The sequence below is a fragment of the Vibrio mytili genome (genome assembly GCF_049563345.1).
GTDB classification, from domain to species: Bacteria; Pseudomonadota; Gammaproteobacteria; order Enterobacterales; family Vibrionaceae; genus Vibrio; species Vibrio mytili.
Map to the genome: position 1 here is coordinate 567,834 of NZ_CP110482.1, position 16,456 is coordinate 584,289.

General features: G+C 43.5%; 18 protein-coding genes. 12 read left to right on the plus strand and 6 right to left on the minus strand.

Annotated features, from left to right (window positions below; translation table 11 throughout):
- The first annotated feature begins 80 nt into the window (after positions 1-80).
- Positions 81-971, plus strand: a complete 891-nt coding sequence (locus ONE56_RS16145) for a LysR family transcriptional regulator (RefSeq protein WP_331438488.1) — start codon at positions 81-83, stop codon at positions 969-971.
- 4 nt (positions 972-975) lie between these two features.
- On the opposite strand, the gene ONE56_RS16150 is transcribed toward ONE56_RS16145, so the two are convergent.
- From ONE56_RS16150 to ONE56_RS16160, 3 genes are all read right to left on the minus strand, one after another.
- Positions 976-1,584 (minus strand): response regulator transcription factor, encoded by a 609-nt coding sequence (locus tag ONE56_RS16150; protein ID WP_041154591.1) that lies wholly within the window; start codon positions 1,582-1,584, stop codon positions 976-978.
- A gap of 202 nt (positions 1,585-1,786) precedes the next feature.
- The gene (locus ONE56_RS16155; protein WP_423841058.1) at positions 1,787-3,421 is read right to left on the minus strand and encodes a response regulator; all 1,635 of its coding nucleotides are present in this window, start codon (positions 3,419-3,421) and stop codon (positions 1,787-1,789) included.
- A gap of 19 nt (positions 3,422-3,440) precedes the next feature.
- Positions 3,441-3,779 (minus strand): Hpt domain-containing protein, encoded by a 339-nt coding sequence (locus tag ONE56_RS16160; protein ID WP_423841059.1) that lies wholly within the window; start codon positions 3,777-3,779, stop codon positions 3,441-3,443.
- A 472-nt stretch (positions 3,780-4,251) separates the two neighbouring features.
- On the opposite strand from ONE56_RS16160, the gene ONE56_RS16165 reads away from it, so the two are divergent.
- Entirely contained in the window at positions 4,252-4,971 is a 720-nt protein-coding gene (locus ONE56_RS16165) for a sulfite exporter TauE/SafE family protein (RefSeq protein ID WP_423841060.1), read from the plus strand.
- 94 nt (positions 4,972-5,065) lie between these two features.
- Positions 5,066-5,452 carry an MAPEG family protein gene (locus ONE56_RS16170; RefSeq protein ID WP_041154593.1) on the plus strand — a complete coding sequence of 129 codons (387 nt, stop codon included), beginning with the start codon at positions 5,066-5,068 and terminating at the stop codon, positions 5,450-5,452.
- A gap of 59 nt (positions 5,453-5,511) precedes the next feature.
- On the opposite strand, the gene ONE56_RS16175 is transcribed toward ONE56_RS16170, so the two are convergent.
- Positions 5,512-6,417 carry a DMT family transporter gene (locus ONE56_RS16175; protein WP_423841061.1) on the minus strand — a complete coding sequence of 302 codons (906 nt, stop codon included), beginning with the start codon at positions 6,415-6,417 and terminating at the stop codon, positions 5,512-5,514.
- 199 nt (positions 6,418-6,616) lie between these two features.
- Here ONE56_RS16175 and ONE56_RS16180 point away from each other — a divergent pair, with 199 nt between their 5' ends.
- Positions 6,617-7,177 (plus strand): GNAT family protein, encoded by a 561-nt coding sequence (locus ONE56_RS16180; protein ID WP_331438494.1) that lies wholly within the window; start codon positions 6,617-6,619, stop codon positions 7,175-7,177.
- A gap of 51 nt (positions 7,178-7,228) precedes the next feature.
- Here ONE56_RS16180 and ONE56_RS16185 read toward each other — a convergent pair whose 3' ends face one another.
- Entirely contained in the window at positions 7,229-8,632 is a 1,404-nt protein-coding gene (locus ONE56_RS16185; RefSeq protein WP_423841062.1) for an anion permease, read from the minus strand.
- 273 nt (positions 8,633-8,905) lie between these two features.
- Between ONE56_RS16185 and ONE56_RS16190 the strand changes: the two genes are divergently transcribed.
- Entirely contained in the window at positions 8,906-10,480 is a 1,575-nt protein-coding gene (locus ONE56_RS16190) for an ATP-binding protein (protein WP_423841063.1), read from the plus strand.
- Positions 10,477-11,148, plus strand: coding sequence for a response regulator (locus ONE56_RS16195; protein ID WP_423841064.1), 672 nt, complete (start codon positions 10,477-10,479; stop codon positions 11,146-11,148). Before ONE56_RS16190 ends, ONE56_RS16195 begins: the two co-directional genes overlap by 4 nt.
- 108 nt (positions 11,149-11,256) lie before the next feature.
- Here the strand turns inward: ONE56_RS16195 and ONE56_RS16200 are convergent, their stop codons facing one another.
- Entirely contained in the window at positions 11,257-11,736 is a 480-nt protein-coding gene (locus ONE56_RS16200; protein WP_041154594.1) for an aminoacyl-tRNA deacylase, read from the minus strand.
- A 238-nt stretch (positions 11,737-11,974) separates the two neighbouring features.
- Between ONE56_RS16200 and katG the strand changes: the two genes are divergently transcribed.
- The 6 genes from katG (at position 11,975) to ONE56_RS16230 (ending at position 16,417) form a co-directional block, all read left to right on the plus strand.
- Positions 11,975-14,146, plus strand: coding sequence for a catalase/peroxidase HPI (gene katG, locus ONE56_RS16205; protein ID WP_423841065.1), 2,172 nt, complete (start codon positions 11,975-11,977; stop codon positions 14,144-14,146).
- A gap of 164 nt (positions 14,147-14,310) precedes the next feature.
- On the plus strand, positions 14,311-14,763 hold the full coding sequence (gene parS, locus ONE56_RS16210; RefSeq protein WP_331438496.1) for a type II RES/Xre toxin-antitoxin system antitoxin: 453 nt from the start codon (positions 14,311-14,313) through the stop codon (positions 14,761-14,763).
- Entirely contained in the window at positions 14,764-15,234 is a 471-nt protein-coding gene (locus tag ONE56_RS16215) for an RES family NAD+ phosphorylase (RefSeq protein ID WP_041154596.1), read from the plus strand.
- Between the two features lie 89 nt (positions 15,235-15,323).
- On the plus strand, positions 15,324-15,599 hold the full coding sequence (locus ONE56_RS16220) for a nitrogenase-stabilizing/protective protein NifW (RefSeq protein ID WP_423841066.1): 276 nt from the start codon (positions 15,324-15,326) through the stop codon (positions 15,597-15,599).
- Positions 15,600-15,726: 127 nt separating this feature from the next.
- Complete coding sequence (locus tag ONE56_RS16225) at positions 15,727-16,113, plus strand: MazG nucleotide pyrophosphohydrolase domain-containing protein (protein WP_041154598.1); 387 nt, start codon at positions 15,727-15,729, stop codon at positions 16,111-16,113.
- Between the two features lie 52 nt (positions 16,114-16,165).
- Positions 16,166-16,417 carry a DUF2999 family protein gene (locus ONE56_RS16230; RefSeq protein ID WP_041154599.1) on the plus strand — a complete coding sequence of 84 codons (252 nt, stop codon included), beginning with the start codon at positions 16,166-16,168 and terminating at the stop codon, positions 16,415-16,417.
- Positions 16,418-16,456: the final 39 nt, after the last annotated feature.

Below are 16,456 nucleotides of genomic sequence, written 5' to 3' on the forward strand. Positions count from 1 at the left end.
GTAAGTTATGACCTTATATAGTAAAGCAGCTTGTTTTTATGGCTGCTTTTTTGTAAGACCCTTTTAAAATGGTACCTCGTGTGAAAAAAGAGCTGGATCTCAATCTACTAAAAATATTAGTACTACTAGAAAAACATCGTCAGCTTAAGCCCGTAGCTAAGACGCTGGGGAAAAGTGAAGCTTCGATAAGTAAATATCTTGCTCGCTTGCGTTTCCAACTTAATGACGAGTTATTTATTCGGCATCCTCATCATTTAGAGCCGACTGACTATTTAACTCGCCAGTTACCCAAGATCTCTGCTGCGTTGGATCAATTGGAAATGAGTGTAAATGGTACAGAGTTTGATCCAAAAACCTATGAAAAGGACATCACGATATGCTTGCCCCAAGTTGCGCAATATTCGTTTGGACATCTACTAGCAATGGAACTTATGTCTCTGTTTCCCAAGGCGTATATTACGCTGACAAGTCACTCAGACAATAGTATCGAAGATATATTACTAGGGAAAATTGACGCTCAGTTACACTATTTTAACGATGAGTTGCCTAAGTCTATCCACCAACAGTTTATTGGTTATGCGCGTACTGGTGTTGTGGTTCCTGAAGAGATCGGCGTTACAACTCTGGAACAAGCGGCTCAATTACCGTTTGTGATGCTGAGTATCCTTGGCTGGAAGGATCGTGAGCAATTAGCAAAACAAGTAATGGAAGCGCAAGGTTGGCAAATCAATCGCGTTGCGTCTTTTGACAATGTCAGTGCAGTACTAAAAGTCATTAAAGAGCTTGGAGCGGCAACCGTCCTACATGAATTTCAGTCTCGAATGGACGGCTATCAGTTTATCCCTATCTCTGACTCTTTCTATCCTGATGGCTTGCCCAAAATCGTACTGCAAATGAAACAAAGCCATCGTCATGATGCAATGTACCAATTGTTGACCAGTACAATTACAAAATACATAACAAAGTCGTGATGAGTTATCCACAAACTAGTCGGTCTTCTGAATTTGAAATCGTATGCATTAACTCAATTAACGAAGTGGCATGATATTTTTTCAAAATTCGGGTTTTATAAGTACTGATGGTTTTGGCACTCAATGACAATTGTTCAGAGATGCGCTTGTTAGTGTAGCCTTGCGTTAGGTAGTGGAAGACCATGGCCTCTCGCTTCGATAACGCTACTGCACCTTTTGATTGCTTGTGTTTTAATTTGAATATTGAGTAACCACGAGAAACACTGACAATTGCGTCAAGAATGGTTTGTTTACTTTCACTCTTGTTGATAAAGCCATTTGCGCCAAGTTCGTATGCCGCTTTTGATAGGCTGGAGTAATCGCGCGACGAAACAAACAGTATTTTTCCTTGGTATCCTGTCGCCATAATGTTTTTGGCTAGACGCATACCGTCGCGATCACCGATGACAACGTCTAGAAGAATTAAATCAATCCGTTGATTTCGAACGAAGTCCATTACTTCTGCACAGTTTGTTGATTGATGTACATTTGCTACATTGAGTGCGGTTTTAATCAGGGTTGCTAGTGCCTCACTGTACAAAGGTTGTGCATCAATAATAAGAACGTTATTCATAGTGAACCTCATTTTATTCAATATAATTTGTGATGTCCGACTACCTGTCTTCGGATTTATTTGGATTGTAGGAAAAATCTTGTCCAAGTGAAGGAAAATGACATTTTCTAAAAATGAAATTCACCGGTCTCGCGGGAGACCGAAATTAAATTCTGTTCCAAGACCAACGGTTTGGCGTTCTTTGTAGAGCATCAAAAATCAATCAGTTTGCTGAGTTTAACTTGATATTATTTTTCGCAGACTGATACATAGAATCGTAGTTCATCTGGTGTAATTCTTCGTCGCTGTATAAGCTCCTGACAACGTAATCGCATGATTCTAATTTATTGAAAATATGATAGTTACCTTGGTAATCCAATGGACGCATTGACGCCAACTTAAGAATCGCAAGACAAATTTTTGTGGAATTTGGCAACAGATCATGCAATTGAAAGTAACGGTCAAAGTGAGAGGTTACTTCTGAGGTAGAGATGCTTTTTTTCGTGGAAAGGAACTGTCGTAGTGCGCTGATCTTTTTATGCGATTCATACAAATTTTTTTCTAAATTTTTGAACATGTGCACTTGGCTACGAAGAATACTCGGATGCTGCGTTTTTCCAATAGACTCCCGGGTTTGAGGGAGAAGTGCTTTTACATCTTTAAAGAATGAGCAGTATTCAAGGAGCAGACAGAAGTGATATTGGTCGTAGAAATGTGTCAGGTTATTCGACTTCAGCGCTTGTTGTACGGCAGACATTGCGGTTTTCAAATTTCCCTTGATCAAAGCAATATGTGCTTTAATGAGCAGTGCTTGGGTTTTGAGATGATCGACTTTCTCTATTTCGCTGATCATCGGGTTCAGCCCGTAAAGGATATTTTCGAAATTACTGTTTGAAGGATTGAAAAGCTCGCGATAAAGGAAGCATCGAATGTAGTTGAGTTTCGTGAATACGCCACCTCTGAAGGTGTTTCTATTCTTTTCATAATAACGTTTTATATAAATAACGGCATCTTCAAATGAGGATTCCGCTAACGATAGGTTCGCAATCACCAGTTCCCGCTCTGCACCAGCATCAAGCAGCATTGTCGACTCTTTTAAATGTTCAATAGCCTTGGGTAAGTCTTCGTTAAGTACCGCTAATTTCGCCATTTCATCGTGGTAAAAAGGATTATCTTTTTTACTTTGTAACGTTTCTAATAACTGCTGTGCTTGGCCGAGATCGTTACTCTCTATTAGCGTGTTGGCGAGAGCCGTTTTTATCCAGTCAAAATTGTCTTCTTTGAGTAACAATTCGTATTCGTCACGTGCTTTCGTAAACTGTTTATTCTGTACCAAAGCGTGGGCACGGTATTTTCGGATGAGTTTCGAATACTCTGGATGAAGCGGTTGCAGCTCATCACAAGCATGCACGACTCCTTCGTAGTCAACTGCATGCAACTTTTCAAAAATTTGTAAGAGTGCGCTTCGGCGTCTGATCACAGACAGAACCCGTGCACGAAAAAAGACTTGGCTAAACGGCTTTAATAAATAGTCATCGGGTTCACTGTCAATAATAGAGCGTACAACCCTCATATCATTTTCTCCTGTGAGAAAAATGAACGCGGTTTTTGCAGGGAGGGTTTTGTGATGTCGCAGCTCTTCTAAAATTTGGAATCCATTAAACTGTGTTTGGAAATTATAGTCGCAGATAATGAGGTCATAGTGAGTTTGCTTACATAAACTAACGACTTCCATTGGAGTAAAAGCACATATGATGTCTTTGAATCCAGCTTGTCGCAGGATCAACGTGATACTGCTCGTTACTAGTCTTGAGTCGTCCGCGACCAGGACCTTACACAAATTAGGGGCTATATTCATAGGTTGATACTGTTGTTGTTCAATTTCGCAAGCAAAAGGGAGCGCGATGCTCAACTTTGTATGAGTATAATTTTGTAGATGAATTAGTTTTGGTTGTATTGTTTTTCCAAGTTTTCACGTCAACGATACTTTGTTTGACTTCTTCTATTAGTGACGTCACCGTTTGTTGATAGCTTGATGATCCAGACTTGCTTGCTGCCTCTGCAAATAAAGCGGATCGATGAATAGAATATATCCCTATTTGCGCTGCGCCACCTTTCAAGCGATGTAGTACAGGCAACAAACTTGGTAGGTTTGCTAAGTTTTCCGTTAACAACGCAACGTCGGCTTCCATTGCTTCAATATAGACGTCAGCCATTTGTACTCTTTGGACTTTGGGAAAGTTGAGTAACCATTTGGTATAGCGGGTCGTTATTGAATTCATCAGTTAAAAACCATCTACTGTATACATCAATCAATAGTGTTAAAAACGAATAGTTTGGTCAAGTTTAGAACTGTTTTTGGGAAATGTTAACGTTATGAAATTTAAGGATATTTTTGTTTTGTAGGATTTGTCTGACTCAAAGTTCAGAATGTTGAAGAGCCAACTAATAAGACAATGTAACTAAACGAGTGATTATAAACAGATAAATGCATTGTGTTTTTGTTCACTTTGGTCTTAACTACTCGAGTTAAACTGTAGCAAAATATCATTTATAGGCTTGATGAAGCGGAAATAGCTTTGTTTGTCGACATTGCAACGATCTCATGACTTTGCAAAGAGTGGATACAGTTAAATATCAGCTTGCAGTGTACTTTTTCTTCACACACTTAAAATAAGAATAACGTCAATGGTTCTCGATTACATAAATTTTCTCGCGATCGGGCTGATCTTCCTCGGGTCATTCGTTCAAACTGCGATAGGTTTTGGCTTAGCGGTGGTTGCTGCGCCTTTATTGATGCTTTGGGCTCCAGAGTATGTCCCTGCACCTATTTGCTTGGTCGCATTATTTATCTCTATTTTGAATGCGATGAAACATCGCAGTAGTGTAGAGATTGGTGGTTTAAAAATGGCATTGATTGGTAGAGTGCCAGGCTCAGTGGCTGGGGGACTGATTTTGTCTTTTGTGTCAACGCAAGCGTTGACTTTGTGGATTGGTTTTCTTGTCCTGTTTGCCGTGATCGTGAGTGTTCTGCCTTTTCGTATTGAGCCGACACCAAGGCGCATGACATTTGCAGGTTTTTTCTCGGGCTTATTTGGTACCAGTGCCGCGATTGGGGGACCTCCAATGGCTTTATTACTTCAGCATCAAGATGCAAATAAGTTACGCGGTAATTTGTCGGCATTCTTTGTTGCGAGTTCAATCCTCTCATTGTTGGTACAGATACCCGCCGGTTATTTTAAACTGCACCATATCATTATTACGATTCCGCTATTACCTGCCGCGGCGCTAGGATATTGGTTGGCGATAAAAACAACGCAGTCGTTGCCAAAAGAAAAAGTGCGCCTGAGTGCGTTGCTACTTTGTTTTGTCAGCGGAATTACAGCGGTCGTTCAAGGGCTAAGCTAACTCACTGCCTATGTGCTGTATTACTTGATTATATTCAGTTGCGTTTATCTCGGCTATAGTTAGTGTCACCAACTAAAACTGTAAAAGGAATGATATGATCACAGCATTATATGCTTGTATTTTAGCGTGTTTACTTATCTGGTTAGCGATTCAGGTGATTAAACAACGACGAGCGAACAAGGTGGTTTATGCGGATGGAGGCGTGGACGCACTCATCATCGCGAGAAGTGCGCAAAGTAACGCCAGTGAGTATGTACCGATCACGCTCATTTTAATGGCGTTGCTAGAATACAATGGAGCCGCTCCGGTTTGGATTCACCTAACGGGCGTAATCTTTGTTATTGGGCGGATTATGCATGCTAAAGCTATCCTACAGGATCGCTTAAAAGGGAGAGTAAAAGGCATGCAACTCACCTTTTTGATCATGGCCTCGTTGGTGGTGCTGAACCTGATCTTCCTCCCTTATGATAAAATGTGGTAGCAGATTCTCATTTATTTCGGGCTATAGGTGGCCACAGATTAGAGGTGGCCACCGACCGATTAGATTCGACGACGGACAAATGGACCTGTTATGCGGTGTCCAAAAACGTTAATGAGTGCACCCGTGATAATTAATCCTCCACCAATGTAAGTCCATATCGACGGAATTTCTTCGAAGATGACGACGCCAATAAGTCCAGAGAATACGACTTGTATATACGAATATGCCGACGCTTTACCAGCTTGTTGAGTTTGCATCGCTTTCGTCATTCCCAGTTGCCCGATTTGAGTAAACACGCCGACGAGTATCAGCATGAAGGTCAAATAGAGATCGGGTATTACAAAGTTATTTCCCATCAAAATAATTGAAGCAGGAAGGGCAACCAGTGGAAAGTAGAAGATAATGACCGAGCTGTCTTCTGTTTGACTGAGCTTTCTGACAATGACATAGGCGATAGAGCTACCAAAGGCACCAAGCAGTGCGATCATGACACTAAAAGTCGGAAGCGCATGATCCGCAGATGCCCCGACTTCTGGCCGCAACATGGTATAAAGGCCAAGCAAACAAAATGAGATACATATGAACGTTGCTGGTTGAATACGCTCTTTAAGCAGAAAAAGCGCTAGCATAGCGGTAAATACCGGGTGAGTGTATTGGAAGATGGTTGCTTCTGCCAAAGGTAACGTAGTAACGGAATAGTAGACACACATGAGTGAAAACGTCCCAACCGCACCGCGAGCGAGCAACAATTTCTTATTGTTTCCCCAAATAGAAATACGCTTTCGCTTTACATCTAAGTAACTGATTATCAATGATACCAGAGCTCGAGCCGCGACAATTTCAAATACAGGTATCCCGTATTGACTGACGTGTTTTACTGTCGCCGACATTAGCGCGAAGCCAAAAGCGGAAAGAATCATAAATCGCACACCAATAGGAACCATGGTGCTGAGTGAATTGGACATGCTGTTACTCATTTATTGCGTGAGATCTCATTTTATCATACTAATAATTCAAAATAAGCAACAAAGTGAAAACATACTGGTGTTAAATTAGCCATTTATTGCTTTAACATTGAGTATATTATTGCTGATAGCACGATATAAATTAGACAGCTAAAAATACTTAACTAAACGAGGTCATCATGAAAGAACGTAGTGTGAAATGGCAGTGCCGATGGTGAGCGCGTTGACGCAGTGCTACTCTGTGTCTGAAAGGATTTCAATTGAGCCTTTATCGCGCAGACATGCCAAAGTGCTGCTGGGAGCAGTGAATCAGCATCGTGATAGTTTGTCTGGTTATCTACCCTGGACGGAGTCGGTCACCAACATAAATGGTGCGCTTAGCTATATCTCAGAGCGGATTGGTAGCAAAGCTGTGGATTCTTATTGGTTCGCGATAGTCCTCAATGGTAATTTTACTGGCGTTGTTGGTACAAAAGGTGTGAACCAAACAACCAAGTGTATTGAAGTCGGCTACTGGCTGACCCCTTATGGGCGCGGTCAAAACGTCATTGACCAAATTCTTGAAGTGCTAATTCCTTTCATTAGACAGAAAGGCAATGCCAAGGCAGTACAGTTTCATTGTATGGAAGACAATATCGCAAGTATCAACATTGCTGAGCGAGCTGGTGCAAAGTTAAAAGAGTACGTAGATCATGATTTTGATATGTTGGATCGCGCTCAAAGGCTAGGTATCTATGAGCTGCTTTTGACAGAAGGTTAAGGAATACTGCCATCCTTGGCCGTATTCTTTCGGTTGAATGAGGTCGAGGACTTACCAGAGACCGAGCAGTTTCCACCATGCACCACCCACGAAGACGAACACTGGGATAACAATAAGTGAAAAGATGAAACCAATTTTCCACCAGCTCTGCAAGGTATGATAACCAGCACCAAATAGGATCGGAGCAGGGCCTGAAGAGTAGTGAGTCGTTGACATATATAGGTTACTGAAAATACCGAGTACGATCGCCGCAAGCATTGGTGGTGCGCCGGCAGAAATCGCGATGGCTAAGAACGCTGAATACATTGCACTGATGTGTGCCATTGCACTTGCCATCAAATAATGGCTGTAATAGTACACCAATAGCAATATTACCACGGTGGTGACCCATCCTAATCCCGATAGCGATTCACCAATGGATTGACTGAACCAACCGATGAAGCCAAGACTATTCAATTGTGCCGCCATCATCACTAAAACCGCGAACCAGGTGATGGTGTGCCACGCTTCTTTTTCGCCTAACACAGCGTCCCAAGTAATAGTGCGCGTGAACAGTAGGAAAACTAAACCAAGTAATGCGGTTACGGTAGCATGAATACCTAGAGTTGGACCAAGTACCCATAAAGTCACCATGCCAATGAAGGTGATACAAACCATCAGTTCATCACGAGTCATATTACCCATTTCTGCCAGTTTCTGACGGGCAATACTACGCATTTCAGGTGTCTTCTTTAACTCTGGCGGGAAAAACAAGTACATCACGAGCGGGATAAGGAATAGGCATAACAGTCCAGGTACGATTGCAGCCGCAGCCCATCCTCCCCAGGTTATCTCGACGCCTTGCTCTAATGCGAAGTTTGCCGCTAGAGGGTTACCCGCCATTGAGGTTAAAAACATTGCACAAGTAATCGCGTTGCATTGGAAGATACATTGCACTAAGAATGCACCGATGCGGTTTTCCGTTCCTTTTTCAGGATCTGAATCGTATGCACTTGCTACTGAGCGAAATAGTGGTGAAATGATTCCTCCACAGCGCGCTGTTGTACTTGGCGTCGCAGGAGCGAAGAGCAAGTCAGTGAGTACCAGTCCATAAGCCAAGCCAAGAGAGTTGTGGCCGAGCTTAGCAATAAACCAGTAGCCAACACGTCGTCCAAACCCCGTAGTAATGAAACCACGTGAAATGAAAAACGCAGCTGCGATCATCCAGATGGTTGGGTGGGCGAAGCCACTCAGTGCAGTTTTAATTGGCAGGACACCAAGCAGGGTTGCAAGCGTCAACCCCATTAACGCCATTGCTCCTAACGGTAAAGGCGCGAGAATCAAACTGAGTACCGTTGTGACAAAAATGGCCATCATCTGCCAGGCTTGGTCGGTGAGCCCGTCTGGTGTCGGAATAAACCATAATATACAGCCTATTGCGACCAGTAGGAGCAGCTTCATTTGAGAACTCTTCATACATTTATCTCCAAGTTATTTTGGTCAATCATATAAGGGAGATGTAGGAAAAAACTGCGGCAAATCAATTTCAAGATACTGTGCTTTTTGTTCGTGGTGAGTTTGCCTGTCACCACATAGTTAAATTGAAAATTGTTTGAGATAAAACGCATTAGATTTATAAAAATCATAAAATTCATGACTGAGATCGGGGTCAAATTTCATGCTTGGTATACGTCAATGAGAGTGGCAATTACGTTAAGCTAAGGGCATCCAACCTTAAGGAATCCTATAGTGTCGTTTACTTCCCTTTCGTTTACTAAACAATTAGCGATATTGTTAAGTGCTGTCATGCTTACTGGCATGTTGAGTTGGTGGGGATACAGTGCTTATCAGTTGGATGAAACGTTAACACGCCAAATCAGTTTGCGCGCAAAAGTTCAATCTCAACAATTGTCGCAATTACCGAGCTTGGTGTCAGCGATGCAATCAGGTAATACGAAGGCCGTCCCTCAAATCATCCATTCGGCCCAACGTGTCAGTGACGCAGATTTTATCACGGTCAGCGACAAAGCCGGTGTTCGTTTAGCCCACCCAGTGCATGATCGTATAGGGCTCCCAGTGGTGGGTGGCGATATAGAAAGAGCGCTCAAAGAAGGAGAGTCTTACCTCTCTTATGGTGTTGGTTCGTTAGGCCCTTCTATTCGTTACATTTCTCCTATCTTTGCCGAAAATGGCTCAGTCATTGGCATGATCAAAGTTGGGTATTTAATTGATACCCTCGACTTATGGACAACTGAACGGCTTGCTCCTTTACTCATGCTGGGGGGGCTGGCGATATGTATTTGTATCTGGCTATCGTGGCAGTTTTCACGTTATGTCAGCAAACATATGCAAGAGCTAGAACCATGGCAGCTTAAGCAAGCATTAAATACGCATCAAGGAGTACTGCAAGCAACTTACGAAGGGCTCGTTGCCATTGATTCTGAAGGGCGCTTATATCTGATTAATGATTCGGCTCGAATGATGCTCAACTACCATCAAGATGTTGGCAATGTGTTTGCGGAACATATCGATGACCCAAATAGTTTCACATTAGAGGGCGATGATTTCATTAACAGGTTGATTCGCGCTAATGGTAAAAACCTCGTGGTTAATCGAGTTACCATGCGTACCTCTACGGGCGAGCCGTATGGGGCTGTCTTTAGCTTGCGTGATCAAAATGAAATGCATGTGCTCTCTGAAAAAATTAGCCAAGTGACCCAATATATGGAAAACATGCGCGTTGCTCGGCATGAATACCAAAATAAGCTCTCAACCATTTCCGGTCTGCTTCAGATGAAGGCTTATGATAAAGCACTGTCTACCTGTTTATCACAAGCGAAAGCGAGCCAATCTCAAATCGATTCATTAATTCTACTGGATAGTTTGCCTGCATTATCAGCCTTAGTTTTAGCCAAGGCATCCAAAGCAAGCGAAATGGGAGTCATCTTAAAGATCGACTGCCAAAGTAATTTAAGTTCATTAACCAAACGGTTATCTGAGGAACAACTGTGTGGTTTAGTGGGTAATCTGGTCCAAAATGCCTTAGACGCGGCGCAAGGAGAGGATGGTGGTTGCGTGGATATCCATATATCGGAATCCACGACTGAATATACCCTTAAAGTTGATAATAACGGTCCGGCCGTTGTCGATGAACTTGAGCGGCTATGCGATCTGGGTTTCACCACCAAGTCAGACAAAACCGAACATGGTGTAGGTATGTACTTTGTCCGCTCTATCATTGAACAAGGCCATGGACACATGGAGCTAGACAGTGATGATGCCGGCACTTCATTTTCTGTCTATTTTCCTAAGGAGTTGGCATGATCAAAGTTGTGATCGTTGAAGATGATCCTAATATTGCGGAACTGCATCACCACTTTATTGAACAAGTCGAGATGTATCAGGTTGTTGGGATTGCGGGCAGCGTACATATAGCAAAACAACTTGTCGAGCGTACTCAGCCTGACCTTGTTATTGTGGACAACTTCCTGCCAGATGGACAGGGTGTCGAGTTGGTCTACCAATGGCTAGACGATGAGCATAAGCCTGAATGCATTTTAGTGACGGCCGCTAATGATCCCTCTACCGTTCAAAAAGCACATCGGTTTGGGGCTTTTGATTATTTGGTGAAGCCCGTGGATTACACGCGTTTGACTAAGAGCTTACAGCGTTTTGCAAAAGTAAGAAACCATGTGATGAGCCAAGAAAATTTTCGTCAATCACAACTGGACTCACTCTTTCATCTCGGCAAAGACGCCAATGTGGATCTCGTAGGCTTGGATCCATTTATGTATCAGCAAGTGCTCGAGCTATTTACACATGCTCACATCGAGCAAACGGCTGCTAGTGTTGCGGAAGTTTTAGCCATTAGTAAAAGCACCGCACGTCGTTATTTGGATAAAGCTGTTGAACACGGTGACTTATTCGCCTTCTTAGAGCATGGTAAAGTCGGTCGACCAACACGAGTTTACCGGAATAAGCTAATCTCATAGCCACCATGACGTTATAACCATTTACATTAATCGACAAGGAGCTTACCCAGCGTTGGTAAGCTCCTTCTTCGGTGTCTTAATTCTGTTTCCGTTTTTCTATCATGAAATCTAGTGCAGAACTTCACTACTAAACCTGAAGTATTTACAGTCCTTCATTAACTCTTTAAATGCGTTTCTATCGAGTTTGATCAGGGTTTCATGATCTCCCGCTTCCAAGTAAACATAATCTAAGTCTGTTAGCCGTTCATCACACACGGTCATCATGTGGTAAGGACTGCCAATCGGTGGAATCGCACCATGTTCGCAATCGGTAAAGAGGTGATAAACCATTCTCTCTTTGACCAAGTGGAAGGTAGCGTTAAATTCATCGTTGAGTCGCGACAAACTGATCTTGTTGTTAGCGGGTAGCACCGCCATCATATGACGACCTTCGTGATCCTCAAGGATCACCGCTTTCGCTAAGTTCATGAGTGGAACACCTGCCGAAACTCCGCTTTGCAGTGAGCTGTGACTGTGACTATGGTTCACTGTTTGAAAGTGAATACTGTGCGCAGTCAGGTATTCATCAAATCGGGTTGCAATTGTCATAAAGCCTCCAAACATATGGGACCCATAGAAAGTATATACCTAAATACCCGTATGGGTTCTTTTTCAGGATTTTCAGATTAATTGGAAATGTTTAGAAATACACCAGTAAACCTAAGCAAAGAGCAGAGCATGAACTACGCTGTTATGGGTAGGTATTTTTACTCATTGTAATGAGTAAAAATGAAATTTAGTGACTTCTTCACCAAAACTTCTATACCAAGAGAATAGGGAGTACTACATGAGCGACAAGAGTAGCGGATCGGTGGGTAAATGCCCAGTGATGCACGGTGGGCAAACATCCACAGATAAATCCGTGATGGATTGGTGGCCTAATGCTCTAAATCTGGACATCTTGCATCAACATGACGTTAAAACTAACCCCTTTGGACAGGGCTTTGATTACAAAGAAGAACTAAAGAAGCTAGATGTTGAGGCTCTGAAGAAAGACTTAAAAGCGTTAATGACACAAAGCCAAGACTGGTGGCCAGCGGATTGGGGCCACTACGGTGGTTTGATGATTCGAATGGCTTGGCATGCCGCGGGTAGTTATCGAATCGCAGATGGTCGAGGTGGTGGCTCAACCGGTAATCAACGTTTCGCACCTCTCAACTCTTGGCCTGATAACGCGAACCTCGATAAAGCACGTCGTTTGCTTTGGCCAATTAAGAGAAAGTATGGCAATAAACTCAGTTGGGCCGATCTGATTCTTCTCGCGGGTAATATGGCGTATGAGTCAATGGGCTTTAAAACCTTTGGTTTCGCTTTTGGGCGAGAGGACATCTGGCACCCAGAAAAAGACACTTATTGGGGATCTGAAAAAGAATGGCTTGCGCCAAGTGGCAGTGAAGGGACTCGTTACTCTGGTGAGCGAGATCTCGAAAACCCATTAGCCGCTGTCATGATGGGGCTTATTTACGTTAACCCTGAGGGTGTCGATGGTAATCCAGACCCGCTCAAAACAGCCGCTGATATGCGTGTCACCTTCGCCCGAATGGCAATGAACGATGAAGAAACCGTAGCATTGACCGCTGGTGGCCACACTGTCGGTAAATGTCATGGTAATGGTGATGCGGCAAATATTGGGCCGGAACCTGAAGCTGCGGAACTTGAAGAGCAAGGCCTAGGTTGGATGAACCACAAAACGCGCGGTATTGGGCGTGACGCTGTCACTAGTGGTTTGGAAGGAGCGTGGACCACTCATCCGACACAATGGGATAATGGATACTTCCATCTTTTGTTTAAATACGATTGGGAACAAAAAATGAGTCCGGCGGGAGCCCATCAGTGGGAACCAATCAATATTGATGAACAAGACAAACCGGTTGACGTTGAAGACGATAGTAAACGATATAACCCCATCATGACCGATGCGGATATGGCATTAAAAATGGATCCTGAATATCGTAAGATTGCCGAGCGATTCAAAAATGATCAGGCCGCGTTTGAAGATGCGTTTGCTCGTGCCTGGTTCAAGCTGACACACCGTGATTTAGGACCAAAATCTTGTTACTTTGGCCCTGATGTTCCCAGTGAGGATTTGATTTGGCAAGACCCAACACCAGCCGGAAACACAGGTTATGATGTGGACTCAGTCAAAGCGAAAATAGAAGCGTCTGGCTTATCGATTGGTGACCTAGTTAGTACGGCTTGGGATAGTGCAAGAACTTACCGAGGCTCCGACCGACGCGGTGGCGCAAATGGTGCACGCATTCGTTTAGCGCCTCAAAAAGACTGGCAAGGCAACGAGCCCGATAGATTAAGCCGAGTATTACCTGTGTTAGAGAAGATTTCTTCAGAGGCAGGATGCAGCGTGGCAGATGCGATTGTTCTCGCGGGTAACGTGGGCGTTGAGTTGGCTGCTCGCGCGGCAGGTCATAGTATCTCTGTACCATTTTCGCCAGGTCGTGGTGATGCGACCCAAGAGATGACTGACGTCGACTCTTTTGAAGTCCTCGAACCACTGGCTGACGGGTATAGAAACTGGTTGAAGAAAGATTATGTGGTTAAACCAGAAGAGTTGATGCTGGATCGTACACAGCTAATGGGGCTGACCGCGCCAGAAATGACGGTGTTAGTCGGTGGCATGCGCGTGCTGGGCACCAACTATGGCGGAAGTACTGACGGCGTATTTACCGACCGCGTGGGTACGTTGTCGAATGACTTTTTCGTCAACCTCACCGACATGGCCTACAAATGGGTACCGACCGGTGCCAACCATTATGAAATCCGCGATCGTAAGACTGATACGGTGAAATGGACGGCAACGAGAATTGACCTTGTCTTTGGCTCTAACTCAATTCTACGTTCATACGCAGAAGTGTATGCGCAAGATGACAACCAAGAGAAGTTCATTCATGACTTTGTTGCAGCGTGGGTTAAAGTGATGAATGCCGACCGTTTTGACCTATAGGCTACGTTGATCAAAGTCTATATAGTCGGGAACGGATTTAAATACAAAGGCGGACGAGGTGTCCGCCTTTTTGATCCCAGTTGGTTGACTCTATTACAGATAGATTGAATGTTTAGCTCATTTGAACCATAATAAAAAGGTCAAATGAGCTACTAAGGCATCGTATGGGAAGTGCAGCATTAAAAAGTTTTAAACCAAAGCAGCCAAACAAGAACAGTTTTTGGTTTATGTTGGGCATTGAGGATGCCGATACTGGTCGTACGGATGCGGTTCACAAAGGTTTTGAGCCTCAGGTTTATCGCAACATCGTTGAGCGGTTAAAGCTCTCTCAGAGTGAGTTTCAGCATGTTACCCTTATTCCGGTTAGTACAATTAAACGCCGCTTAAAAAACGATGAGCGTTTCAATACTCAAGAAAGTGACGCTATATACCGCCTAGCTATGCTGTTAAAGCTTGCCACTGAACTGTTTGACGATGAAGCGCGAGCGCAGCAATGGATGAGAGAGAACGTCTACGGCTTAGGCGGACAGAGGCCATTGGACATGGTGTCTACCACTGTCGATTTTGAAATAGTGAAAGATCTTATCGGGCGTCTGGAGCACGGAGTGTTCTCGTAGATGAAGCTCTACCGACTGACGCAAAAGAAGTTCGCCGAATCGCCTTTCAGCCCTATTGGTGCAAGGCTGTTTGGTGGACGGTGGAATTCAAAGGGTACAGAAGCTCTGTATTTTTCTGAATCGGAATCTTTGTGTGCACTAGAGGTTTTTGTTCACGTAAATAATGATCCCGCCATTACTAAGTTGTACGATTTGTATCGCATCGATATCCCTGAATACTTAGTGGCTACATTGGATGAAGACGATCTACCCGTCACTTGGCGTGCCATTCCGGTCAGTGAATCAACCCAATACATTGGCGACCAGTTTCTTAACGATCCCCATCCGGAGTTTGCTGCTTTGCAAGTGCCATCGACCATCTCGCCCCGAGATAAGAATTACGTCATAAACCCGAACCACCCGAAGATGAAAGACATTTTTAAGAAAGCCGAAAAGCTTGAGTTCGCATTTGATCCTCGCATTTTTAAATAACAAGTTTGTCGTCTAGTGGTTAAACATCAAAGAAATCCGCAGCAACGGCGATTAGACTGAGATGATAAGTCAACCATAGTGCTACGTTCATGAGTAAAAATGCTATCCAAGAAAAAATCGCTAGCTTTACTTGCATAGAAGATGCGTTAGCGTACTTCGAAATTGAATTCGATAGCAAGTTTATAGACACCAATCGAAATGAGCTAGTTAAACGCTTTAACGGCTACTTAATCCTTTCCAAACCCGCTGACTGGTTTTCAGCCCGTCGCGCCCTAAAGAACGCGTACTGCAAAGTTCAACGCAGTCTGCTAGATAAAACAACTCGTTCTGCTTGTCGGGGATGCACCTCATGTCAGCGGCGTTAGGTAAAAAATCAGTCTTACTGTATCGCTTTTACTGTAGAGTAGAGATGTATTTTTAGAACTTACCCTGAAGGGTAAATCCATGACTTTTAACGGTAGATGATTCTAAGTTCAAATCTAAGGAGCGGATATGAATAAGTTTGACGAGTTACTGCAAATTGCTACTCGGAAATCAGAGTTTGATATGACAAACACCTGGTTCAAAGGTGTTGATACCTATTTGGATGCGATAGGGAAAGAAGTCGAAGAAGTACGTGAAGAGATTACGGCAGAGCGGCTATGTTATCTCGAAGATGAGTTGGGTGATGTGCTCTGGAACTACCTCAATGTGTTAAAAGCGCTTGAAAGAGAAAAGGGGATTGATCTACACAGCGTTCTTGACAGAGCCTGCAATAAATACCAACAGCGCGTGTCTGCAATTGAGTCGGGAAACAGCTGGGAAGAAACCAAAAAGAAACAAAAACTGGCTCTAAAAGAAGAACATGACGCACGCAATGCGGGAGTGGTAAACTCCTGACATCCGGTGCTAAACTGCGCTTCTGTTTTATATAGTATTTAAAGGTAAAGTGATGAACCCGATTCTAGCAATGTTGAAAGAGAATAATATTAGCGATGAGCAGATCAACGAGCTGTTTCAAACGTTGACTCAAAACCCTCTAGCTGCGATGGCAACACTTAGCCAGCTAGGTTTACCGCAAGATCAACTGCAGGCATTGATGGGGCAAGTCATGCAAAACCCTGGTTTGATAAAAGAAGCGGTGGAAGAGCTTGGTTTAGATTTCTCTAAAGTCGTTGAAGCAAAAGAAAAGCTTCAGCAGTAAGTACCAATCAGCCGTTTAACCCGACCGATACAGCCACTA

Bases quoted from the DNA above. Each gene is read 5' to 3' on its own strand.
- ONE56_RS16195 (WP_423841064.1), top strand. From the start codon at position 10,477: ATGATCAAAGTTGTGATCGTTGAAGATGATCCTAATATTGCGGAACTG.
- ONE56_RS16175 (WP_423841061.1), bottom strand. From the start codon at position 6,417: ATGTCCAATTCACTCAGCACCATGGTTCCTATTGGTGTGCGATTTATG.
- ONE56_RS16170 (WP_041154593.1), top strand. From the start codon at position 5,066: ATGATCACAGCATTATATGCTTGTATTTTAGCGTGTTTACTTATCTGG.
- ONE56_RS16165 (WP_423841060.1), top strand. From the start codon at position 4,252: ATGGTTCTCGATTACATAAATTTTCTCGCGATCGGGCTGATCTTCCTC.
- katG (WP_423841065.1), top strand. From the start codon at position 11,975: ATGAGCGACAAGAGTAGCGGATCGGTGGGTAAATGCCCAGTGATGCAC.
- ONE56_RS16225 (WP_041154598.1), top strand. From the start codon at position 15,727: ATGAATAAGTTTGACGAGTTACTGCAAATTGCTACTCGGAAATCAGAG.
- ONE56_RS16220 (WP_423841066.1), top strand. From the start codon at position 15,324: ATGAGTAAAAATGCTATCCAAGAAAAAATCGCTAGCTTTACTTGCATA.
- ONE56_RS16200 (WP_041154594.1), bottom strand. From the start codon at position 11,736: ATGACAATTGCAACCCGATTTGATGAATACCTGACTGCGCACAGTATT.
- ONE56_RS16215 (WP_041154596.1), top strand. From the start codon at position 14,764: ATGAAGCTCTACCGACTGACGCAAAAGAAGTTCGCCGAATCGCCTTTC.
- ONE56_RS16185 (WP_423841062.1), bottom strand. From the start codon at position 8,632: ATGAAGAGTTCTCAAATGAAGCTGCTCCTACTGGTCGCAATAGGCTGT.
- ONE56_RS16155 (WP_423841058.1), bottom strand. From the start codon at position 3,421: ATGAATATAGCCCCTAATTTGTGTAAGGTCCTGGTCGCGGACGACTCA.
- parS (WP_331438496.1), top strand. From the start codon at position 14,311: ATGGGAAGTGCAGCATTAAAAAGTTTTAAACCAAAGCAGCCAAACAAG.
- ONE56_RS16230 (WP_041154599.1), top strand. From the start codon at position 16,166: ATGAACCCGATTCTAGCAATGTTGAAAGAGAATAATATTAGCGATGAG.
- ONE56_RS16160 (WP_423841059.1), bottom strand. From the start codon at position 3,779: ATGGCTGACGTCTATATTGAAGCAATGGAAGCCGACGTTGCGTTGTTA.
- ONE56_RS16150 (WP_041154591.1), bottom strand. From the start codon at position 1,584: ATGAATAACGTTCTTATTATTGATGCACAACCTTTGTACAGTGAGGCA.
- ONE56_RS16180 (WP_331438494.1), top strand. From the start codon at position 6,617: ATGGCAGTGCCGATGGTGAGCGCGTTGACGCAGTGCTACTCTGTGTCT.